Here is a 22,235-nt window from a genome sequence, read left to right as displayed (position 1 = left end):
CCGATTTGAGATGGATCAAGCAGCCGCAGCAATCGTTTTTAGAAAGTATCTCTTGCAGAATGACTATTGTGCTAGAAATGATGATTTAGACGTTATATATCCCGCACTCTTTGACAAATAGATGAATCATGAATGATTTCTAGTTGATCTTCAACCCGAAAAAAAGGCCTAAAGTTTTACAGGCCGTCCGCTCAATCTTTTCGGATCTTCTCATCTTTCTTTCGATCAGGGTACACGACACAAAGCCAATATAAAATAGAAGACGATGGGAAATTAATTAAACCGACAATGCCCCAAAACCACTTATAGCGCCCTCTTTTCTTTGCATCCATAAATAAAAGAAGCCCCTGCGCAAACAATAACGGCAATGCGCACAATAAGATGATCATCTCCGTCTGACTCATAAGGAAGACCCTCCTTTAATGTGTTGATATTCCTTGATGCCGACAACGACGCAGAGCGGCACACTCACTACTTGAAGAAGAATGAAGATGATAGGCAAATGGGTGATGGCAGCGACAAATAGTGCCAGAATGGTCAGACTGATGAGAACGTACGCCAGTACTTCTTGTTTAAAACGCCTTTTCTCTTGTTCCTTTGCCTGCTTCAGCATCATCATGACAGCCTGCTCACTTGGCTCTTTCACTTCAATTTGTTCATCTAGCTGCTGTAACTCTTCCTTTAAACGTTCGGTGAACTGATCTTCCTTCATTGAGACCACTCCTTTCGAATTTTCTTTAATCCATGATGAACCCTCGACTTCACAGTGCCTTCTCTCATACCGAGCATTGAAGCAATCTCTGGATAAGTAAAGCCATAATAATAGTGCAAAATAATCGGTGCTCTCTCCTGTGCCTTCAATTCGTTTAGAGCATCCCACATCTCATGCCATGTGTGGCCCTTTTGCTGAATGTCCCATTTGAAGCGGCGTATGGTCTCTTGATTCGCCTTCCCTTCTCTTAATTGTTCACGTTTTCTTTTCTTCTGGTGATCTAAAAATTGTCTAGATGCAATGGAAATGAGCCATGTTGAAAATAAGGAATCTCCTCTAAATGAAGAAAGTTTCATGTACGCTTTCAGCATCGTTTCTTGCATGATTTCTTCTGCCAGCTCTTGTTGAAGGGTGAGCTTCATTATATAACGGTAAAGAAAGGAATAATGATGACGATAAAGGGCTGTAAATGCAGCATCATCTCCCTGTTTTGCCCGCTGAATCAATAATGTCTCTTCTGTCTGCTCCAAACACACCCCTCCTTCCTTTTCTTCTCTTATTCATGTGACGACACGGATGACGACATCGTTCAAAATAGACTTAATTTTTTTAACTTGGCTCCTTTTCTCCCTGTTGATCCAGTATTTGATTCATTTTATATCCAATTTTTTCTTATGTAATGATTATGACATTCTTTCGTCCCTAACAAAATGGTGCGTTCGTAATCATCTTGATTTTCTATCAAGCGAAGAGCCTCTCCCTCATAATCACTAGGTCATCCCAATACCTATCGTCAATGATCCTTGTCTCATTTAGATGAAAATAAAATAATCATGGCCTTAGTTTCCTAGAAAATCATGGAATACACAGCGCCAATTCTTAGCCGATGATACCTTTTTGCGTGCTATGCTCTTCCTACATTCCGAAAAAGGCGATACTGGCGAAGAAAGGGGGGGCAGTTGAATTGCAGCTTATTTTTGGAAACGTTTACATTAAAACAAAATAGAATGGAGATGTTGACTTTGAAGAAAAAAGTTCCAATGTTAGCTGGTGTGTTAGCGGTTGGTCTCGTGACTTCATTATTTGCACCTAATGGGGAGGCAAAAGCGGCAGCCAAGTATCCAGAAAGCCCTTCTATTATGGCCAATTTTAATCAACAAGGATTCTCCACATTAAATGGCGGTACAACAGGCGGTGAAGGCGGTAAAACCGTCACAGTCAAAACTGGAAATGAACTATTGGCTGCCCTCAAAAGTAAAGGAACAAACGAAAAATTAAAAATTGTTGTCGACGGGACGATTAACCCTTCTAATACATCTGCCAATAAAATCGATGTGAAAGATACAAACAATGTCTCGATCGTCGGCAAAGGCACGAAAGGTGAATTTAATGGAATTGGTATCAAAGTATGGCGTTCCAATAACGTCATTATCCGCAACCTGAAAATCCATCACAGTAACATCGGTGACAAGGATGCCATCGGAATCGAAGGCGCTTCTAAAAACGTATGGGTCGATCATAATGAGCTGTACAACACATTAAACTCTGGGAAAGATGATTATGATGGATTATTTGATGTGAAAAAAGACTCCGACTATATTACCTTCTCATGGAACTATGTACATGACAGCTGGAAAACGATGCTCATGGGCAGCTCTGATAACGACAACTACAACCGAAAAATTACGTTCCATAACAACCGTTTTGAAAACCTGAATTCTCGTGTACCGTCTATGCGCTACGGGGAAGGTCATGTGTATAACAACTACTATAAAGGCATTCATACCACAGCGATCAACTCTCGTATGGGCGCGAAGATGAGAATTGAGCACAACGTATTTGAAAATACAAATAATGCGATCGGCAGCTGGGACAGCCGTCAAGTCGGTACATGGCATGTCATCAACAACTCATTTATTAACAGCACAGGCAGTCTGCCAACGTCTTCAACAGGTACGTACAACCCTCCTTATCACTACTCTTTGCTTAACGTGAACAATGTCAAATCAGAAGTGGTATCAAATGCTGGTGTTGGAAAGGTAAACCCTTAAAACCACAAAACGTTCGGGCAGAGATCTCTGTCCGAACGTTCTTGTTATTTCGTTTATTTATATTGTAGAAAATGGACGATCCATCTCATACAATTTTTGATAGCGCAGATTTTCTCTCAGTAAATCCTGATGCTCCCCCTGCATCTCAATTTGTCCATCTTCAATAAACATAATGCGGTCACATGCCTCACAGCCAGTGAGATGATGGGTAATCCAAATGACCGTTTTTCCTTTTAACACACGAAAGATGGTTTCAAGCAGCTCACGCTCTGTGCGCGGATCAAGTCCGACGGTGGGCTCATCTAATACAACAATCGGGGTGTTTTGCAGCAAAATCCGGGCTAATGCCATCCGTTGTCTTTCTCCACCTGAGAAACGAACCCCTGTCTCCTGCACACCGGTGTGATAACCTTCTGGCAAGGATTCGATGGTATCGTGCAGCTGCACTTGCCTCGCTGCTTCTTTTACTTGCTCTTCTGTCGCATCTGGAGAGCCTAAGCGAATATTGTTTAAAACAGAGGTATCGAATAAATACGGCTGTTGATTGAGCACTGACACATAGGTGGACACGGTTTCTCGAATGCTTTCTACCGGTTTCCCCTGGATACTGACAGCTCCTTGATTTGGCACGACAGCTCCTTCTAACAATTTCAAAATAGTCGATTTTCCTGCACCACTTTTTCCTAAGAGAGCAAGTGATTCACCTTGCTTCAGTGAAAATGAGAGATGCTTTAGCACGTGTTGGTGCGAATCATACCCAAAGGACACTTGATCAAAACAGACAGCTTGATCGTGAGAAATGGTTGACTGATCCACTGTCTTGCGCTCAGATTCTCCTTCATACGAAAGCTTTTCATAATGATTTAATCTGCTGACAGCATGCTGATAGACGGGAATATCACCTGCTGCATCTGAGAGTGGAAGAAAGGCTTCTGTTAACGGAAATAGCACAAGCACAAAGGCTGCAATCAGTGTGTGTGACATCGTGCCTGACTGAACGACCGAACCGCTCCAATACACGACAAGCACGACAGCTCCTCCAATCATAAGCTGGGCAAAAAACTGGCGCAGACGGATAAACCGGTGCTTGGCTGCTTCAAGCGCTAACAGTTTCGCTTCTTTCTGTTCATATTCATCAACAAAATCTTTCTGCCTGCCGCTAAACAGCCAGTCACTAACGCCCATGACTGCATCTGTTAAATGGCTGTACAGTTCATTTCTGCCTTTTTTCATTTGAATTTGTCTCGCCCGGTTCACTAGCACTGTGACGTATGGGAAAACAAATACGAGAAGTGCCATATAAAGCAGCATCAGTCCAGCAAAAGGCCACGAGAATAGACCAAGTGCCCCAATGGATGCGGCATATAAAAGCAGCGCCCCGATGGATGGAAAGATGGTTTTTAAATAGGCGTCCTGCAGTCTCTCGACATCATCTGACAGGAGCCCAAGCATTTCACCTGTACCCAGCTTTGTCTGTTTCGCACTTCGTTCAGCCATGTCATACAGACGGACACGCATTTTTTCAATCATGGTCAAAATGAGCTGGTGGCTCGCCAGTCTTTCTGCATAGCGGGCAGCTGAGCGTGAAATACCAAAGGTCCGTACAGCTACAATTGGGACGTAGACCATGAGTATATTCTCAGGTCTTGTGGCAGCTTTTGAAATGAGAAATCCTGACGTAAACATCAGCATAGAAGCAGAGAATACTGCAATTGCCCCTAGAAACAAAACCAGCGCAAACAGCTTTTGATTCTCCTTGATATAAGGTATAAACCAGCCTTTACTGACCATGTGTGACCGCCCCCATTTGCTCCTGTACCAATTGATAATACACGCCTTTTCTTTGCATCAATGATTCATGTGTACCCATTTCTGCAATTGTTCCATGATCCATGACAATGATCTCATCCATGTCTGGCATCCAATGAAGCCTATGTGTCGCTAAGAACACAAGTTTATCTTCAAACAGCGGAAGCATTGTTTTCTTCAATTCATACTCTGTCTCAATATCGAGATGCGCCGTTGGTTCATCTAACAGCATAATTGACCGCTGGCCCAGCACCGTTCGCGCAAGCGCAATTCTTTGCGCCTGTCCGCCGCTTAGTCCTCTTCCCTGTTCTCCAATGACCTCATCGAGACCATTTGGCAGCTGCGCTACGAGCTGAGATAAGCCAGCTTCACAGACAGCTCTTTCCACTTCTTCATCTGTGGCATGCGATTCATAAAAACGAATGTTTTCTCTCAATGTCATGTGAAATAAATAAGGGTGCTGCGGCATATAGACGACTTCCTTTTGCCATTCCTTCATCTGTAAATGAACAAGCGGCTGGCCGTTTAACGTGATTTGACCTGAGGTCGGTTCAACAAAGCCGCCGAGCACATCGGTTAACGTCGATTTCCCTGAACCACTGGCACCAATGATTCCGATTTTTTTCTTCCCTTTGACAGTGAGGTCTACATCCTGAATCGAATAAGGGGCATGTTCATCATGCTGGACACTAACATCTTGCAGCGTGAGCACAACTTGTTCACCCCACTTGTCTAGCTGCACGGATTGTGTCTCCTGCGCGCGGAAGCCCTTTTCTTCTAAAATGACCTGCATCGCCTCATTCGCTTCTTTTCCATTTAGCGTCGCATGATAATCATTTCCCACTTCACGTACTGGCAGGAAATATTCCGGTGCCAGCATGAGCGCGGTCAGAGCCGGCAATAACAGAAGCTCTCCTTCAATTAATCGCAAGCCAAGAAAGACAGCGACAGTTGCAATCGACAGCATGGAAAAGAAATCAAGCGCAAATGATGAAAGAAATGCAACCTTCAGCGTGCTCATGGTCACCTTTCGATATCGCTTTGACACTTCCCCGATATTGCGGGAATGTTTTTTGCTAATGCCTAAGTAACGAAGCGTTTCAAGGCCGCGGAGAGAATCAGTAAAATGATTGGATAATTTCTCATACGATCTCCATTGTTTGGCCGCTTTACGCTGAGCGACAAGGCCTAGCAAAATCATAAAGATAATTAAAATCGGCAGCGTCACGATTAAAATGACGGCAGATGTTTCGTCTAATGTCCAAACATAGATGAGAACCATAGCCGGTATCACTGCCATGTTCACCATTTTCGGTAAAAATAGCTGTAAATACTGACGATATTGAGCAATCCCCTCCATCGCTAATGTGACAAGCTTTCCTGTACCTTTTTTCTTTGTAAAAGCTGGACCTAAACGAAAGAGTTGGTCTAACAGCTGTTTTCTGACGTCTGCTCCAATTCGGGAAGAGTAGGTAAACATGACCTTCTCCCGAATCAAGGTGAGACCGTGCCGCACCAGAAAGGCAGCAAGAAACAGCAGGACATAAGGCGTTGCCTGCGAAAGGCTTTTCCCGTCAAACAGCGTAGTAATGGCATGTGCCAGCCACTGTGCTTGGAAAATAATACTTGCTCCTTGGATGAGTGACACAATACCCAAGAGGGCAAGAAGCCCCCTCATTCCTTTTAATTGAAGCAAACGTTTATCCATTAGTAGGTCATTGGCTCCTTACCGCTTACACGTTTACGGAAGACGTAATAGCTCCAAATTTGATACCCAAGCACAAAGGGCAGCAAAGAAATGGCAACAATCGTCATCACCGTCAGTGAATATGATCCGGATGCAGCGTTTTGAATGGTAAGATCAAACGCATGGTTGATTGAACTAATCATGACGCGCGGGAACAATGCAGTGAAAAGCATCGTCACTGTCACCATGATGCCTGCACCTGTGAATAAGAATGTCCAGCCATCACGTTCTTTTCTCATAAAGAATAGAGCCGCGACGTAACAAACCACAATCAGGACAGTTAACGGAATGGTGATGATCGGGCGTACCGTATAAATGTCTGTTTCCATGATAGATACACCGACAAATAGGACAAGAACTGGCAGCGCAATAAGCAGGACACGCTTGCCAAGCTTTCTTGCACGATCTCTTAAATCACCCTCTGTACGTAGTGTGACGAAAATCAATCCGTGCAGAAGGCAAAGAACCGTCACAGCTAACCCGCCAATCACTGAATAAAGGTTCACAAAATCCGTAAAACCAGCATACATATTCATGTCTTGATCAATTGGCATCCCGCGTAAAATACTCGTGAATAGCACACCGAGTAAAAACGGCGGCAGCAGACTGCCAAAGAAGATGACCCAGTCCCATGCTTTGATCCAAGAGGCTTTCTCCACCTTCCCTCGGAATTCAAAGGCGACTCCGCGCCCAATGAGCGCTAAGAGGAGAACCGCAAATGGTATATAGTATCCACTGAACATCGTGGCATACCAGTGAGGGAATGCAGCGAAAATAGCGCCCCCAGCTGTAATCAGCCAGACCTCATTCGCATCCCAGAAAGGACCAATCGTATTAATTAAAATGCGGCGTTCGTGCGCATCCTTTCCAAGCAGCTGCATGGACATCCCAACACCAAAATCAAATCCCTCTAAGAAGAAAAATCCAACAAACAATACTGCGACAAGAATAAACCAAATCTCGTTAAGATATGCCATGATATGCGCCTCCATCAAATGGATCTGTAGACAGGTCCGTTTCATCCTTTTGATCTGTATCCTCTTCCGAATGTGCACCTTTTTTAATTTCTCGAATGAATAGGTAGGCAAGCAAGATGGCAAGAATCAGATAAATCGTCGTAAAGCTAATGACTGAGAATAACAGCATGCCATACGATACGTTTGGCGAAATCGATTGAGCCGTCGTCATCATACCAAAGACAGTCCACGGCTGACGCCCAATTTCAGTCATGATCCAGCCAGCTGAGTTCGCAATAAACGGGAACGCAATCATCCCTACCATGAAGCGTAAAAACCATTTGTTCGTTTCGAGTTTCTTTCTAAAGCTCAAGTACAAGCCAATCATACTGGCAAAAATCATCAGCATTCCGGCACCAACCATGATTCTAAAGCTCCAGAAGGTTGTTTTCACTGGCGGAATGTAGTCTCCAGGGCCAAACTTTGCTTCATATTCTTTTTGAAGTGTCAGCATGCCTGGCACATCTCCACTGAACTTCTGATAAGCCAAGTAACTTAAAGCAAACGGAATATTGATCTCCGCAGAGTTTTCTTTTTTATCTGTGTCAATATTGGCAAATAGTGTCCAAGCCGCTGGATCTCCACTATCCTTCCAAAGGGCTTCACTTGCTGCCATCTTCATCGGCTGTGATTTCATTAAGTGCTTCGCTTGATCATGTCCAGAGAACGCCACACCTAAGCCAGAAATTAAAGCGAGGACCATGGCAATCTGAAATGATTTTTTGAAAAAGGCGATTTCTTGTTTTTTGATCATTTTATAGGCACTAACTCCTGCAATAAAGAATGCACCTGTAGCCAGCGCACCAAACAGAACGTGCGGGAATTCAACCCAAAGCTGCGGGTTCGTTACAAGAGCGCCAAAATCATTCATTTCTGCGCGGCCATTTTTAATGACAAATCCAACTGGCTCTTGCATAAATGAGTTGGCGAGTAGAATCCAAAACGCCGAAAAGATCGTACCAAGAGAAACAAGCCAAATACACAATAAATGAATCTTCTTCGGCAGACGATCCCAGCCGAATATCCAAAGTCCAATAAATGTAGATTCAAGGAAAAAGGCGAGCAGTGCTTCAATGGCAAGCGGTGCACCAAACACATCACCGACAAACCTTGAATAATCTGACCAGTTCATCCCAAACTGGAATTCCTGCAAAATCCCTGTCACCACACCTACTGCAAAATTGAGTAAGAATAGATGACCCCAAAACTTCGCCATTTTTTTATAAATCTCTTTTTTCTTGACGACATAAAGGGTCTGCATCAAGGCGACGATAAACACCAAACCTATTGACATAGGAACAAAAATAAAATGAAATAATGTCGTTGAAGCAAATTGAAATCTTGCTAAAAACAGCTCACTCACAGCCTTACATCCTCCCTTACTTTCACATGCCGAATGATTCGAAACAACTATGCTCACCACTTCACAAAATATTCACTATTTGTTCAATGATTCACAAATAATAGCCTGTTTGAAATGGTTTACTCGGTGAAATTTTACTCTTGCTTTTCATTCGGTTAGTTATTTATACCTGTACTTTACACCCATGCGCTTCAAAAATAAAGTAAATTTTACCTAAAAATTGGATGGTATTGTGTCAGTTGTTTGAATACTTTGTCAAAGATATGTGACAGAAAGTAAAAAACGCAAAAAAATAGCGCTGCACATGAACCGCAGCGCTATGTTTCTTTTTTAGGCTTTTTTCTGTAAAGCTGGTCTAGTGACTTGCACTTCGTAGTACGTAATTTTGTTTTTTAATAGTCCTTCAGGTTTCGCTTTCCCATGAGCGTGCGCATCACCAAACGCCTGAGATTTTGTCCAGTTCACAAAGTCTTCTTTTCGATTCCAGCGGGTATGAATGGTCACTTCATCGTAATCGGTTGTCTGCTGCGTGACCCATACTTCCATGCCTAAAAATCCTTCCATGAATTCTACTTGTCCCTGCTTGTTAAAACGCTTGACGAGGTGGTCAGCACTGCCTTTTTCTACTCTTACCTGGTTGTTGACAATGATCATTTTCTGTTCATCTCCCTTTGGTTGTTGGATCGAAGCGATTGGGATAATGAGCGGATGCTCACCGTCTAAGTGAACCTCAGCCTGAATCCCAAAGACTTCTTTGAAAAAGTTTTCTGTTAATACTTCGTTTGGTGTCCCTATTTGATAAACCTGACCATCCTTCATCGCAATGAGGCGGTCACAATATTTTGCTGCCTGCTGCAGGTCGTGAAGAACCATTAAAATGGTGATTCCATGCGTCTTATTCAGCTGTTTGAGCAGCTCTAGTAAATCAAGCTGATGTGCAATATCTAGGTAAGTCGTCGGCTCATCCAGAATCAAAGTCTCTGTCTTCTGAGCGAGCGCCATCGCAATATACGCCTTTTGTCTTTCTCCGCCTGACAATGTATGCAGCATTCTGTTTTCATTGATGCGGCTATTGGTCACATCAAGCGCCCACTCAATCGCTTCTTGATCTGTCTTCGAGCTCTTTTTCCAGATCGAACGATGCGGACTGCGTCCAAGTGCGACCAGCTCCCGTACGGTCATAGATGGAATGGCTGTTCTCGTCTGCATGAGAACGGCGATTTCCTTTGCAATCTCCTGAGCTGTCATCTCTTTTTGCGGTATATCGTGAATGTATATCATGCCGCTTTCGATCGATGTAAGACGTGCGGCTGCTTTAATAAAAGTCGACTTCCCTGATCCATTTGGTCCAATAATTCCTGTCACACTTCCTTTAGGAACAGCTGCTGAAATAGACGACAGCCGAAAGCCTCCTTGACTGAGACTCACGTCATCCATAGCTATCACATTCAACTTAACCCCTCCCTTTCTTTTTTAATAAATAGAGGAAGAAAGGTGCACCGATGCAGGCAAGCAGGATACCGACAGGCAGTTCAACCGGTGTAAACCATACCCGTGCCGCTGTATCTGCAAAAACCACAAGTACGCCTCCGCCCAGCATTGAGATAGGCAGCAGGTACCGGTAGTCATCTCCAATTAAAAGACGGATAAAATGAGGAACGACCAGCCCGACAAATCCAATTAAGCCGCTCACACTTACAGCTGCACCAGCTAAAAGCGCCGCCAGCGCAATTAAGAAAAACCGGGTGCGCTCTACTCTAAGGCCGAGTAACTGCGCCGATTCATCACCAAGCAAAAGAAGGTTTGCCGGCTTGATGGCAAAAAAACAAAGGCACAACCCAGCAAGCGCATATGGCGACACGAAGCTTAGATGATGCCAGCTCCGTCCATTTAATCCTCCGGATAAAAAAGGCAGAACAGCCTGCACACGCTCACTATAAAGCACCATAAACCCATTCATAACCGCCCCAAGGAGGGCATTGACTGCCACTCCCGCCAAAATCAATTTCAGCGGGGAAACCCCTTGATCAAATGACAGCATATACACCACGAGTGCCGCTAATAAAGCGCCAAGGAAAGCAGCAGCTGGCAGCAAATACGTAAATTGCGGAAACACAATCATGCTGAGCACAGCAGCCAATCCGCCGCCAGCAGTCACACCGATGATGCCAGGGTCAGCGAGTGGATTTCGGACGACTCCTTGTAAAATCGCCCCTGATGCTGCGAGACAGGCTCCGACAATAAAACCGATCAAAACACGCGGCAGACGTAAATCCATCACAATTTTCTCATGGACAGGCTGGCCTGATCCCGTCAAAGCGGCGAGTAGGTCTTGCAGCGATAATTGAACGGAACCTAATGCAAGCCCTAAGCATGCGCCTACAACTAACGAGATGAATAGTCCGGGTATCAGCCATTTTCGTCTCGACTGTCTTTTTTGAAAATCTAACTCTGCATTCATTTTCATGATGACAATCGCTTCAATCTTTTCTCTAGCTCATCAATCGCTCTCATCACTTCCGCGCCTGGGTTCGTCCCAAATAGATCACTAGGCAGAATCTCGACGTGTCCATTTTTCACAGCTGACACATCGTGCCAAGCGGCATTCTGTTTCATTTCACTCATAAAGCCCGCTTTCACATCTTCAGGATTGCTGTGAGTCATAAGCAGAATAAGATCAGGATCGGCTTCGATGACCTTTTCTGCATTGATTTGAGCGTATTGAGGGAATTTCTCGAGTGCCGGTTCATTTTCAGCGATGTTCGTCCCTCCTGCGATGTGCAGTAAATCTCCGCTTAAGGATTGAGGAAGTGCCGCCATATATGTGCCAGGTGCCCCGTATACAACGAGTGTCTTCACTTTTTTCTGAGGCTGCTTGACCTGCTTTTTCCTCTGATCGATTTGCTCATTGAGGGCTTTGGCCTTTTGCTGCTTTCCGAGCAAATCCCCGAATAACGTTATTTGACGCTGAATATCCTTCACTGAATTGGCACTTGTCAAAAGAAGCTGTGAACCAATTCCTTCTATTGTAGAGATGTCCTTGCTGTTTAATTGTTCATTCCCAAGCACAACATCGGGCTTTAAGCTTGTGATGAGCTCTACATCAAATTGATGCGTTGTGCCAATTGTTTGGACGGACTTTGCCTGTTGTAAGCTGTCTGGTAATTCGGCGGCCGGACGGCCAACTACCTCACCGCCTAATGCATACAGGATGCTCATGTCTCCAGTCGATAATGCGACGATACGCTGAGGGGATTCTTCAAATGACAGCGTTCTGCCAGTAAAATCCTTTATCTTCAGCGCACCTTGCCCGCTTCCTTTCTCTACAGGTGCTGCCTGACTGCATCCGCCGAGGAGAAGCATCAAGACGAGTCCAGCTAAGATCACATGTGAAAATTTCAACCGTCTGTCTCTCCTTTTCTAGTAAACTTTCTGTAGCTTTGCCTGTACGACGAGACGCCCATTTTTAGGTGCAAGCACATGATCACAGGTCGATAGAGTGAGGATGAGGTCATCTGTGGACACGTCTGTCTTCGTTTGATAGATTGATTTTTTCCGCACAGCTTGCAAGTAGTGCGCATATTCGCCAAGATCTTGAAAATCGGTTTGAATATAATCGAAATCCACCGTTGTTTCATACACGGCAAAAATCTCCGCCTCATAGCTTTGATACAGCGTATCGTACTGAAATGTCCGGTGCTCATGGAAAAAATCCTTTTTTAAATAGTTTGTGAGTCCAGCGAACATGGATCCGTCTCTCATCCGATGCCCGTACACCACAGTATTCGGGCTCTCGTGCAAGACGTCATTGCGATAATCCATAAAGATACTGCCTGCCCGGGTGTCGTTTTTTAAGTAATTACGGGTTAAGTAGAATGCATTATCACGAGATTGAACGATTGGGTACTGAATCATCGTGTCCTTCATATTGATCCAGCCGACAATGTCGTTGTTCACCTTCCGCAGCTCATCAAATGACGTACGGGTGGTTCCCGGTTCCCGGCTTTCAGTCATTCCTTGCTCTTGACCATACATCGTCTGAGCCTTTGCAAGCACCTGACGATTTTGATAATAGCCGAACAGTTCTAAGCCAATGGCTGTACCGCTATAAATGAATACTCCTAAACAGACGATCGTCAGCATACGCTGCCAGACCCGTTTTCCTCTTTTCACACTGTCTCACCTGCTTTTATATGCCAACAGGCACGATGTACATTCCTGTTTCTGCATCCTGTCTAATCGTGACGGACACATCATAAATGTGCCGCACATTCTCTTCTGTTAACACATCGTTTGGCTGTCCTTCACTGATAATTCGTCCATCCTTCATCGCAATGATGACGTCACTGTAGCGGACAGCCTGATTCATGTCGTGCAGCACCATGACAATCGTGAGTCCATGCACGACATTGAGCTCACGGATCAGCTCAAGAATGTCAAATTGATAGTAGATATCCAAATAGGTTGTCGGTTCATCTAAGAAAAGGATCGGTGTTTTTTGCGCAAGTGCCATCGCAATCCATACACGCTGACGCTCACCACCTGACAGTGAGGCGAGCGGCACCTTTCGTTTTTCCGTTAGTTTTGTACTGGACAGTGCCCACTCTATCGCTCTCTCATCCTCTTCCTTGTCACCCCCGCGCATCGTCTGGTACGGCGTTCTACCGAATGCCACGACCCGTTCGATCGTTAAATCAAGCGGCGCTTCATTTTGCTGATGGACGACAGCCAGCTTTTTTGCCAGCTCCTTTGGCTTAAATGCATTCAGCGCTTGTCCGTCTAAGTGAATTTGCCCTTTGTTTGGACAATGATTATTCGCCATCAAGGAAAGCAGTGTGGATTTCCCCGAGCCATTTGGACCGATAATGGTTGTGATTTTCCCCTTTTCAATCTGTGTTGTGACCGATTGAACGATGTCCTTCTGCTGGTCATATGAGAATGACACCTCACGAATGTCCATGGAGACGGTCCCCCCTTCTTAATAAAAAGATCAGAAACGGCCCGCCAATCACGGCCATGATCGTAGAAGCAGGAATCTCATTTGGCGCGACAAGCGTCCTGCCGAGCGTATCAGCCGTCAAAATCAGCAAAGCCCCGCTTAACGCAGAAAATGGAATGAGTACCCGATGATCCGAGCCAACAAGCCTTCTTGAAATGTGCGGAATGAGCAAACCGACAAAGGCAATCACGCCCGCTACCGCAGCTGTCACCGCCGCGAGTAATACCGCTGTGATGGAAATCAAAAGGCGCATTCTGGTCACACGCAACCCTAAATTTTTCGCTGTCTTGTCCTGAAGAGCCAAGAGGTTACACCATCTGCTGAAGAAAAGTGCTACGACAAGACCGGCGACGCCATAGACTCCGATTAAACGGACATCTCCCCACGTTTTCATCGTGAGATTTGACTGTCCTGACTGATTGATCGTGATATTGAAATAGCTGCAAATGGTCACAAATGCTTCAGCCATTCCAGTAAACATGGCATTGATGGCGATCCCAACCAAAATCATACGGATTGGGCTTAAACCGCCCTTCCAAGACAGAACGTACACGAGGAAACATGCAATGGCTCCGCCAAACACCGAAAATAAAGGAGAGTAGAAATAAAATTGAGGAAGCGCTGTAATCGCCATTAAAGAAAAGAAGCTGGCTCCTGATGAAATTCCAATGACGCCGGCATCAGCTAATGGATTTCTCATGACCGACTGCAGCAGTACACCGGAGACAGATAAGGCGGCCCCTGTAAACATTGCGATGAGCATGCGGGGAATTCTCAAATCTTTAATGATGTCTACCTGTGCATGTTGACCGGTGATGAGCCCTTCCAATAATTCAATCGGGGTGACATGAATACTCCCAGTAATGGCGGAATAAATAAACACGCACACCAGTAAGAGACTAACTATCAGAAATAAAATCCCTGTTTTTTTCATCTTGAACGTCCTTTTATCATTAAGATTCGCCGCTTATGACGGGTAGAGCATACGCGTTAGTTCATCTAATGCTTCTGCTGCCTTTAAATTGCCCGTTGTCCCGAATAAGCTTTCTTCGAGGTCATACACCCGGTCTTGCTTGACCGCATGAAAATGCTTCCAGATGTCATTTGTTTTAAATTCTTGATCAAACATGCGGACAACTTCATCTGGCATCCCATGTGCGGCCCGGAGTATGATATCTGGATTGGCTTTTTGTAAATACTCCGTATTAGATGCCAAATACTCCATTTTCTCACCTTTGACAATGTTCTTTCCGCCTGCGATACGTACAAGATCACCAATATATGAATTCTCTGTTGCCACCAAATAACTGCCCGGTACACCAAGCAAAATCAGAACGGACGGCTTGCGCTTTCCCTTCGTCTTCTCTTGTATGTCTTTCTTTTTTTGTTCAAAGTCAGACACGATGCGCTCGGCTTGTTTCTTTCTGTCATACTGAGCTCCGAGCTTCGTGATCGCCTTCTCCATGCTGCCAAGGCTCTCGAGATTTAAGTATGTGGCAGGAACACCTGCTTGCTGAAAGGGTGTCTCTAAATCATATTGAAGGGTTGTGACAGACAGGACATCTGTTGGTTGAAGTGATTGGATGATTTCCATGTCCGGGCTCATTGGATTACCGACTTCCGGCAGTCCTTTATAACGAGCTGGCAAGGATTTTTGACTTGTTGGCACCCCGACAAGATCCACCTCTAAAGCATCCATAATCTCCACAGCAGCTACAGTCGTTGCCACAATGCGCGCACTTGATTCTGCGCTTTTTTTGCCTTTCGCTGAACTTTCGGCTGACTGTGAGCAGCCCGATAAGATCACGCACACACTAAGAGCAGCGATCAGGGTACATAACATTCGATGCTTCAAAAACAGAAGCCTCCTTTCGAAAAAAGAGAGTGGATGCGCCGAGAGAAATTGCGCATCTCACTTAAACTAATCCATCTACCTTGTTCTTGTTTGATACTTTCTTACGAGTACGAATAACGACCCGCCGAATAAAAGAATATACACCCAAAGAAGAGAGGTATCTCCTGTTTTCGGATTCAACTGTCCAGTCTCAGACTTGGTTTGGTCATCTGATGGAGTAAATGTCATCTGCTCTGCGCCTGTTTCCTCTGGCGCTAGATTTTCAAGCTGATTTGTTTGAGAATCGCGATCATTTGGATTTTTGACAAAGCCGATACTCTCATCGTTTCCGATTACCGTAGCAATGCCGCTTCCTTCACCAAGAGTGATTCCTTTTGTGTCATAGACAAGTTTGACATCGTACTGCTCATGATAATTCGCAGCCGGAATATCAATTTTTACGCGTGCTGCTTGAGCTGTGCTTAAACTTTTGGCTTCATATTGAATCACTCGTGTGTCTGCTTTTTGATCTGTTTTTGCGACAAGAGTCTCTTCATATTTCCCGCCTGTCCCTACTTGGAAGGATGTGATGGCTGAGCTGTTCTTCACTGTATATGAAACGAAATGGCGGCCATTTTTCACGACCAATGTCGCAGGGCTCACGACGTAATCGTTCATACGAGAAGGCTCATCCTTGTCTGCTTTCTTCATTGAGAAAGGCAGCTTGTATACACCATCTTTAAGCTTAGCCGTCTCTTGAGCAGCTCCGCCGTTATTTGTTTCTGGTGATGGTGTGTTTGGTTTTGGTGTTTCTGGTGCAGCCGGTGTTTCTTCCTCTACCTGCCCGTTCTTAAGTGGAGCGATACTCTTTGCATCGAATTGAAAACGAATATCGTAGGTTTGGTCATAGTTAGCAGCTGCTACCACGATGTGTACTTTTCCTTTGACCGCTTTTTTCAGATCAGCGACATCAAATGACACCACTCTTGTGTTCTTTGCTTTATCTGTGCTGACAGTCTTCACTTCTTGATAAGATCCGTTTTTCTCTGTTTTCAAGGAAGCGACAGACGTATGATCCTTCACCGTAAAGGAAATGGTTTGTTTTCCATTTTTGATGGTTAAGGATGCAGGATGTGAGAAGTATTGGTTCATCCGAGATGCCTCGTTCTCATCCCCTTTTAGTACACTGTAATTGATGCGGTACTCGCCATCTTTTAAGTGATTTTGCGCAGAATCATCTGGTTTTGATCCATTGTTATTGCCAGGTGTTGCCTGATGATCATCTGGTTTTGTCCCATTTTGATCATCCGGCTTTGTTTCATTATCGTCTGGCTTTGTGCCATTTTGGTCATCCGGTTTTGTTTCGTTATCGTCTGGCTTTGTGCCATTTTGGTCATCCGGTTTTGTTTCGTTATCGTCTGGCTTTGCAGGTGTAACGAGTGTTAGGCTGCTTTGATCGAATGCAAGCTGTACGTCATACGCTTCGTCATAAATAAAGCCGCCTAAATCCCAGTAAATTTTCACCCAGCCGTTTAATTTGGCTGATAAGTCGGCTACATCAAATTTGATCACACGTGTATTGGCTGTTTCATCCTCACTGACGGTTTCAGTGGTGACAAGAGCACCATTTTGTTCAACCTTGAAATCTGTAATCTCTTTGCTTTGCTTCAGCGTGACATAGGCTGTTGTCTTGCCATTTTCCACAATCAGCTTAGCTGGCTTTTCTGTATAGGTATCCATCATGGACGCCTCTGTGCTGCCATTCTTTAAAATGGTGAATCCGGCCGTGTATTCACCATCAACAAATGATGCCGCTTGAGCCGTTCCTTGAGGAATCTGAAACGCAGTCAATAAACTGAATAAAACGAGCAGAATAGCTGCCTTTAGATGAAAAAGACGTTTCAAATGGTGACACTTCCTTCCTTAATGCTTGATGATCCACTTTCTTGCTAAAAACCCGCCTGAGCATAGAGCAAGCACAAGGAGCCACCCTGTCTGGTTTGTATCACCAGTTTGAGGATTCTCTTCTTGTTTTGTCGTGGATGAATCAGATGTTTTCGTTGATTCTTTTGATGGCTGCTGATCTTCTGCTGCACCCGCTGATTTGTTTGTGCTGTTAGACGAAAGCGATTTCATGCTGCTCTCATCGAATTTCAGCTGAATGGTATAATCATGATCATAATCAGCAGATTTAACAGTGACATGAATTTTTGACTTGATTGGCTTAGACAAGCTCTGAGCTTGGAACTGAACAAGCCTTGTGTTGGCTTTTTTATTAGTTGAGAGAACCGTTGTATCGACATAGCCGCCATTTCCCGGCACTTTAAATTCCGTCACCCAGCTGCTATTTTTAATGGTCATTTGTACAGTCAGCTTCCCTTTTTTTGCAATCACTTTTGCTGGCTTCAGCCAGTAATCATTTGCCATGGAAACCGCATTTCCTTCAGCCTTCAGCACAGTATAGTTGACGGAGTATGTACCATCCTTTAACGTGGCAGCCTGTGCGTTTGAAAAAGGCAGCATAAGTGCCAATAATAAAGCGGTCATGAAGACTGATAGCCTCATCATTTTTTTCATCAAGCGAATTTCCTCCCTTTCTATTGAACAGATGCTGCATCAAACTTGAGACGGATGTCGTAATTGCCTGTATATCCGATGACCGGTACAGTCACGCTCACTTTTGCTGGTACGACTTCTGTCAGGCTGTTCATGTTGAATTCAACCGTTCTCTTATTTGCAGCTGTATTTGTACTGATCACCTTCGCATCTTTGTAGACACCTTGATCAAGTGTTTTAAAGCTTGTGATCCAAGAGCTATTCGTTAACGTGACTTGTGCTTTGATTTTTCCATTCTTCACGACAAGCTTGGCTGGTTTTTCAAAATACGTATTCGCTGTTGAAGTCGAATCGCTATCTGCCTTCCATACCACATATTGTGCTGAATATTGACCATCTGCTAAGCCTGCTGCTGAGGCTGAGCTAACCGGAGCTAGAGCAAATAATAGAACAAAACTAAAGAACAATAATACGTGTGATGTTGAACGAATGACTTTCATGTGAACCCTCCTAAATGATATTGATAATTATTCTCAATAGATAATAAAAAAAATAACCTTCATAAGCGCTGGATCACACTTATAGATGATTATGATAATCATTATCAATTGAGTTGAAAAAATAAATCTTTGCTTCCTAAAAGCCAAAGATGTCTGTTTCTAAATGATGGTTTGAAACGTGTTTTAGGTAATCTGTCCCATTCATGATACCATGGCATAACCTCCATTCCATTACAGGGAAAAGACCCCTCTTCTCCTTGATATTATATGATGAATGAATTTATTGTCAACATCATTTTTCATACTATTGACTTAGATTTCTGGAAAATCGCACAAAAAAATTTCGATCAGACAGACTGATCGAAATCGTTTAGGAAGAGACTTGTTCCCCTTTTTTGCTGTTATTACGTTCTAAAGACCAAGCATACATTTCACGAATAATCGGCTCAATTTTCTTCCCTTGCGCTGTTAATTCGTATTCAATCCGTACTGGAATGTCAGGGTATACATTTTTCTCAACGAGTCCTTCAGCCTCTAAATCCTTCAGCCTTTCTGATAATAATCGTCCGCTGATGTCCATTTCATTTTCAAGCTGACAGAAACGCTTAGGGCCTGTCAGAAGCTGATTGATGATGAGAATGACCCACTTCTTGCCTAGAATCTCCATGGCATCTGTGATTGGACAGCCATCTACTTGAGCCATACCTTACTCCCTCCCGCTTTTCTCTCTTTTTTTTCATTATAGCACAATTAATTACTTGAAATAAGTCACTAACTATTATATAGTTTAGTTACTTTAAGTAACAAGGTATTCATTTTTATAGATTTTCAAAAACATTTGAACATGCCGATGCATATATCATGAAGGAGCTGACCGAGCTTGAAGACAATTGAGGAGCTAAGATTGGGTGTAACAGAGTTACATGTGTCCAGCTTTGAGCGTTCTTTACCTTTTTATACAGACATTTTAGGATTTACAATAGTAGAACAGACGGATTCCACCATCACTCTTGGAAGCAATGCAAAGGAACCCATTCTTTTGTTAAAAGAGGATGCACAGCTCATGGAGAAGCCTGATCATGAGCCAGGACTTTATCATTTTGCTGTTTTATTACCTACCAGAAAAAACCTGGGCACATGGCTGGCACATGTGATCAAAAAAGGCTATCCTTTAATTGGAGCAAGCGATCACTTTTTCAGTGAAGCCATTTATTTAAGTGACCCTGACGGCATTGGCGTAGAAATATATGCTGATCGCCCTGAGGACGTTTGGGTAGGTGAGCATGGAGAACTGAAAGGTGGCGGCAATGCACCTCTTGATGGAGATGGTCTCCTGCAAGAAGCCGTTGATACAACTTGGGAAGGACTTCCCGCTGGTACAGTGATGGGACACTTACATTTCCATCTTAACCCAGAAGAAGCTGATTCCTTTTATGTCAATACGCTCGGTTTTCACATCAGAATGGCTCCACCAGCAAGCCTGTTTATCGCCGCTGGTGTGTACCACCATCACCTTGCCTTTAATGCATGGGGACGGGGACGAAAAGGAGCCATTGATCCACGTTTTTCAGGAATTAGAAGCTATACACTGGTATTCCCACAAGAAGCAGACAGACAGTCCGTCGTCGAGCGTATGACAAAAGCAGGCACTCAAGTGAAAACAACAGGGAAAAGTAACGAATTTGTTGATCCATTTGGCGTTCTCGTTCGTTTACAGATTGAAGAAACAGACAAAAAAGAAGGTGCAGAATATGGACAAACACACAGATCTTAAAACAGCCATTTTAAAAGATAAAATCAAACGAGTACAGCAAGAAGACGGGTATATATATATCACTGGACCCATTAAATTGCCAGTGAATTTAGACGGCAGAACCGTGATGTTCAACTGGTATTCATGGTTAAAAGACGATGGAAAAGAGCCATTGTCAGATGAAGCTTTAATTGAAAGCCTCTCGTCCCGCCAGCTTGCCGATCAACAGCAGTCAAGCGTTCTAGTGTATGGGGAGTTCGAGCACGCTGACGAAGCCCTTATCCGCATGCATTCCATTTGCCACACTGGTGATATTTTCGGAAGCAAGCGCTGCGACTGCGGGTTCCAATTGAAGCAGTCCATGCGGATGATTGAAGACAATGGTGCAGGTGCACTGTTCTATTTAGCCAATCATGAAGGCCGCGGTATTGGACTTTTCAGTAAAGCCATGGCTTATATTCTTCAAGAAAACGGCTACGATACAGTAGAAGCGAACGAAGCACTCGGCTTTGAAGATGACACGCGTCAATATGAAGAAGCCATCGCCGTTCTTCAAACACTTCGTACAAAGCCGGTCAGACTCATTACCAATAATCCGAAAAAGACAGATGCCATCAGCCATGCAGGTCTATCTCTTTCTGGACGCATTCCGCTTTGGGGTGATGTCTCGGAGTTTAACGAAAAATACTTGCAGACAAAAATCAACCGCTCAGGTCACATGAAGGCGGAGCAAGAGGTGCGTACGATTGCCACATCATGAGCGATATATGAATCTAGCCCTTGAAAATGCACGGGCAATGAAAGGTCAGACCTCTCCAAACCCGCTCGTCGGGGCGGTGATTGTGCGAGAGAATGAAATTGTTGGTGTCGGTGCTCACATGAAAGCCGGTGAACCGCATGCTGAAATTCATGCACTTAAAATGGCTGGAGACAAGGCAAAAGGAGCCACCATTTATGTGACCCTCGAGCCTTGTTCTCACCATGGCCGTACAGGTCCTTGTGCGGAGGCACTTGTGAAAGCAGGCGTCGAAACCGTTGTTGTGGCGGCTCTTGACCCGAACCCACTTGTCGCTGGCCGCGGCATCGCCATTTTACAAGATGCTGGCATCCAAGTGATTACAGGCGTACTTGAACAGGAATCCATTCTCATGAATGAAGTGTTTAATCATTTTATTACGAAAAAAACACCTTTCGTGACGCTCAAGGCAGGTATTACCTTAGACGGAAAAATTGCGTCTGCTACGTCTGACAGCAAATGGATTACATCTGAGACATCCCGTTATGATGCTCATCATATCCGCAGTATCAATGATGCGATTTTGGTCGGTGCTCAAACGGTTATTCATGACGACCCTTCACTAACTGCACGGATTCCAAATGGGAATCATCCGATTCGAATTGTTTTAGACTCTAAGCTCTCAACACCGCTGACAGCAAAGATCGTCACTGATCAGACGGCACCTACATGGATCTTTACAACAAAGCAAGCCGATGAGGAAAAACGAGCCGCTTTAGAAGCAGCCGGCGTCAGCGTCTTTGTAACAGATAGCGAGACGCGGGTGCCCCTGCAAGAAGTACTTCAAATGCTGGGAGAAAGAAATGTCTCCTCCCTCATGATTGAAGGCGGCGGCCAGATCAATGCCTCATTTTTAGAACAGCAGCTTGTAGATAAATTGGTCATCTATATGGCACCTAAACTCATTGGCGGTCGGCTGTCCCCTTCCTTTTTTGGAGGCGAAGGCATACGCCTCATGAGTGATGCCATCGAATTGGATCAACTCTCAGTAGAACCACTAGGGAAAGATATCAAAATAACGGGCTATCCTGTTTATCAATAAACAAGCTTGTAGACCCCATCTACAGGCTTTTTTTCAAATATGTTTTGAGGTGAATGT

The 22,235-nt window shown here is 44.3% G+C and carries 22 protein-coding genes; 4 read left to right on the top strand and 18 right to left on the bottom strand.

Annotated elements, in window-relative coordinates; genetic code table 11:
• Window positions 1-191: 191 nt before the first annotated feature.
• The 3 genes from C6Y06_RS01110 to sigY are packed head-to-tail and all read right to left on the bottom strand — an operon-like array spanning window position 192 to window position 1,242.
• Window positions 192-404: a hypothetical protein gene (locus C6Y06_RS01110; RefSeq protein WP_060597571.1), complete on the bottom strand. Its 213-nt coding sequence runs from the start codon at window positions 402-404 to the stop codon at window positions 192-194.
• Complete coding sequence (locus C6Y06_RS01105; protein WP_034660438.1) at window positions 401-712, bottom strand: YxlC family protein; 312 nt, start codon at window positions 710-712, stop codon at window positions 401-403. The genes C6Y06_RS01110 and C6Y06_RS01105 overlap by 4 nt, the downstream gene beginning before the upstream one ends.
• Entirely contained in the window at window positions 709-1,242 is a 534-nt protein-coding gene (sigY, locus tag C6Y06_RS01100; protein WP_106036395.1) for an RNA polymerase sigma factor SigY, read from the bottom strand. The genes C6Y06_RS01105 and sigY overlap by 4 nt, the downstream gene beginning before the upstream one ends.
• A gap of 510 nt (window positions 1,243-1,752) precedes the next feature.
• Here sigY and C6Y06_RS01095 point away from each other — a divergent pair.
• On the top strand, window positions 1,753-2,763 hold the full coding sequence (locus tag C6Y06_RS01095; RefSeq protein ID WP_414428756.1) for a pectate lyase family protein: 1,011 nt from the start codon (window positions 1,753-1,755) through the stop codon (window positions 2,761-2,763).
• A gap of 57 nt (window positions 2,764-2,820) precedes the next feature.
• Here the strand turns inward: C6Y06_RS01095 and cydC are convergent, their stop codons facing one another.
• From cydC to C6Y06_RS01020, 15 genes are all read right to left on the bottom strand, one after another.
• A complete protein-coding gene (gene cydC / locus C6Y06_RS01090) occupies window positions 2,821-4,554 on the bottom strand; it encodes a thiol reductant ABC exporter subunit CydC (protein ID WP_106036394.1) in 1,734 nt (577 codons plus the stop codon).
• Window positions 4,544-6,280, bottom strand: a complete 1,737-nt coding sequence (gene cydD, locus C6Y06_RS01085) for a thiol reductant ABC exporter subunit CydD (RefSeq protein WP_106036393.1) — start codon at window positions 6,278-6,280, stop codon at window positions 4,544-4,546. The genes cydC and cydD overlap by 11 nt, the downstream gene beginning before the upstream one ends.
• The gene (gene cydB / locus C6Y06_RS01080; RefSeq protein WP_060597575.1) at window positions 6,280-7,296 is read right to left on the bottom strand and encodes a cytochrome d ubiquinol oxidase subunit II; all 1,017 of its coding nucleotides are present in this window, start codon (window positions 7,294-7,296) and stop codon (window positions 6,280-6,282) included. The genes cydD and cydB overlap by 1 nt, the downstream gene beginning before the upstream one ends.
• Window positions 7,283-8,698, bottom strand: a complete 1,416-nt coding sequence (locus tag C6Y06_RS01075; protein WP_060597576.1) for a cytochrome ubiquinol oxidase subunit I — start codon at window positions 8,696-8,698, stop codon at window positions 7,283-7,285. Before C6Y06_RS01075 ends, cydB begins: the two co-directional genes overlap by 14 nt.
• 330 nt (window positions 8,699-9,028) lie before the next feature.
• Window positions 9,029-10,150: a heme oxygenase gene (isdG, locus tag C6Y06_RS20505; protein WP_106036392.1), complete on the bottom strand. Its 1,122-nt coding sequence runs from the start codon at window positions 10,148-10,150 to the stop codon at window positions 9,029-9,031.
• Window position 10,151: 1 nt separating this feature from the next.
• Window positions 10,152-11,165, bottom strand: a complete 1,014-nt coding sequence (locus tag C6Y06_RS01065; protein ID WP_034660444.1) for a FecCD family ABC transporter permease — start codon at window positions 11,163-11,165, stop codon at window positions 10,152-10,154.
• Window positions 11,162-12,100, bottom strand: a complete 939-nt coding sequence (locus tag C6Y06_RS01060) for an ABC transporter substrate-binding protein (RefSeq protein ID WP_034660445.1) — start codon at window positions 12,098-12,100, stop codon at window positions 11,162-11,164. Before C6Y06_RS01060 ends, C6Y06_RS01065 begins: the two co-directional genes overlap by 4 nt.
• 18 nt (window positions 12,101-12,118) lie before the next feature.
• Window positions 12,119-12,871, bottom strand: a complete 753-nt coding sequence (gene srtB, locus C6Y06_RS01055) for a class B sortase (RefSeq protein WP_034660446.1) — start codon at window positions 12,869-12,871, stop codon at window positions 12,119-12,121.
• 16 nt (window positions 12,872-12,887) lie between these two features.
• Window positions 12,888-13,658, bottom strand: a complete 771-nt coding sequence (locus tag C6Y06_RS01050) for an ABC transporter ATP-binding protein (protein ID WP_034660447.1) — start codon at window positions 13,656-13,658, stop codon at window positions 12,888-12,890.
• The gene (locus C6Y06_RS01045; protein ID WP_034660449.1) at window positions 13,645-14,631 is read right to left on the bottom strand and encodes a FecCD family ABC transporter permease; all 987 of its coding nucleotides are present in this window, start codon (window positions 14,629-14,631) and stop codon (window positions 13,645-13,647) included. The genes C6Y06_RS01050 and C6Y06_RS01045 overlap by 14 nt, the downstream gene beginning before the upstream one ends.
• Window positions 14,632-14,664: 33 nt before the next feature.
• A complete protein-coding gene (isdE, locus tag C6Y06_RS01040) occupies window positions 14,665-15,552 on the bottom strand; it encodes a heme ABC transporter substrate-binding protein IsdE (RefSeq protein WP_034660451.1) in 888 nt (295 codons plus the stop codon).
• A gap of 75 nt (window positions 15,553-15,627) precedes the next feature.
• Entirely contained in the window at window positions 15,628-17,436 is a 1,809-nt protein-coding gene (locus tag C6Y06_RS01035) for an NEAT domain-containing protein (RefSeq protein ID WP_034660452.1), read from the bottom strand.
• A gap of 18 nt (window positions 17,437-17,454) precedes the next feature.
• Window positions 17,455-18,108: a heme uptake protein IsdC gene (isdC, locus tag C6Y06_RS01030; protein ID WP_106036391.1), complete on the bottom strand. Its 654-nt coding sequence runs from the start codon at window positions 18,106-18,108 to the stop codon at window positions 17,455-17,457.
• Between the two features lie 20 nt (window positions 18,109-18,128).
• Window positions 18,129-18,587: an NEAT domain-containing protein gene (locus C6Y06_RS01025; RefSeq protein WP_034660453.1), complete on the bottom strand. Its 459-nt coding sequence runs from the start codon at window positions 18,585-18,587 to the stop codon at window positions 18,129-18,131.
• A gap of 370 nt (window positions 18,588-18,957) precedes the next feature.
• On the bottom strand, window positions 18,958-19,290 hold the full coding sequence (locus C6Y06_RS01020; RefSeq protein ID WP_106036390.1) for a winged helix-turn-helix transcriptional regulator: 333 nt from the start codon (window positions 19,288-19,290) through the stop codon (window positions 18,958-18,960).
• A 177-nt stretch (window positions 19,291-19,467) separates the two neighbouring features.
• On the opposite strand from C6Y06_RS01020, the gene C6Y06_RS01015 reads away from it, so the two are divergent.
• The 3 genes from C6Y06_RS01015 to ribD are packed head-to-tail and all read left to right on the top strand — an operon-like array spanning window position 19,468 to window position 22,178.
• Entirely contained in the window at window positions 19,468-20,361 is an 894-nt protein-coding gene (locus C6Y06_RS01015) for a VOC family protein (RefSeq protein ID WP_106036389.1), read from the top strand.
• On the top strand, window positions 20,339-21,100 hold the full coding sequence (locus C6Y06_RS01010; RefSeq protein ID WP_106036388.1) for a GTP cyclohydrolase II: 762 nt from the start codon (window positions 20,339-20,341) through the stop codon (window positions 21,098-21,100). The genes C6Y06_RS01015 and C6Y06_RS01010 overlap by 23 nt, the downstream gene beginning before the upstream one ends.
• Window positions 21,087-22,178, top strand: coding sequence for a bifunctional diaminohydroxyphosphoribosylaminopyrimidine deaminase/5-amino-6-(5-phosphoribosylamino)uracil reductase RibD (ribD, locus tag C6Y06_RS01005; protein WP_106036387.1), 1,092 nt, complete (start codon window positions 21,087-21,089; stop codon window positions 22,176-22,178). Before C6Y06_RS01010 ends, ribD begins: the two co-directional genes overlap by 14 nt.
• Window positions 22,179-22,235: the final 57 nt, after the last annotated feature.

Source organism: Bacillus sp. MZGC1, assembly GCF_002998605.1.
Classification (GTDB): domain Bacteria; phylum Bacillota; class Bacilli; order Bacillales; family Bacillaceae; genus Bacillus.
The sequence above is the reverse complement of the archived record's forward strand: the minus strand, read 5'-3'. Positions and strand labels throughout refer to the sequence as shown.

Bases quoted from the DNA above. Each gene is read 5' to 3' on its own strand.
- C6Y06_RS01110 (WP_060597571.1), bottom strand. From the start codon at position 404: ATGAGTCAGACGGAGATGATCATCTTATTGTGCGCATTGCCGTTATTG.
- C6Y06_RS01105 (WP_034660438.1), bottom strand. From the start codon at position 712: ATGAAGGAAGATCAGTTCACCGAACGTTTAAAGGAAGAGTTACAGCAG.
- C6Y06_RS01095 (WP_414428756.1), top strand. From the start codon at position 1,753: ATGTTAGCTGGTGTGTTAGCGGTTGGTCTCGTGACTTCATTATTTGCA.
- cydC (WP_106036394.1), bottom strand. From the start codon at position 4,554: ATGGTCAGTAAAGGCTGGTTTATACCTTATATCAAGGAGAATCAAAAG.
- cydD (WP_106036393.1), bottom strand. From the start codon at position 6,280: ATGGATAAACGTTTGCTTCAATTAAAAGGAATGAGGGGGCTTCTTGCC.
- cydB (WP_060597575.1), bottom strand. From the start codon at position 7,296: ATGGCATATCTTAACGAGATTTGGTTTATTCTTGTCGCAGTATTGTTT.
- C6Y06_RS01065 (WP_034660444.1), bottom strand. From the start codon at position 11,165: ATGAAAATGAATGCAGAGTTAGATTTTCAAAAAAGACAGTCGAGACGA.
- C6Y06_RS01050 (WP_034660447.1), bottom strand. From the start codon at position 13,658: ATGGACATTCGTGAGGTGTCATTCTCATATGACCAGCAGAAGGACATC.
- C6Y06_RS01045 (WP_034660449.1), bottom strand. From the start codon at position 14,631: ATGAAAAAAACAGGGATTTTATTTCTGATAGTTAGTCTCTTACTGGTG.
- isdC (WP_106036391.1), bottom strand. From the start codon at position 18,108: ATGAAAAAAATGATGAGGCTATCAGTCTTCATGACCGCTTTATTATTG.
- C6Y06_RS01025 (WP_034660453.1), bottom strand. From the start codon at position 18,587: ATGAAAGTCATTCGTTCAACATCACACGTATTATTGTTCTTTAGTTTT.
- C6Y06_RS01020 (WP_106036390.1), bottom strand. From the start codon at position 19,290: ATGGCTCAAGTAGATGGCTGTCCAATCACAGATGCCATGGAGATTCTA.
- C6Y06_RS01010 (WP_106036388.1), top strand. From the start codon at position 20,339: ATGGACAAACACACAGATCTTAAAACAGCCATTTTAAAAGATAAAATC.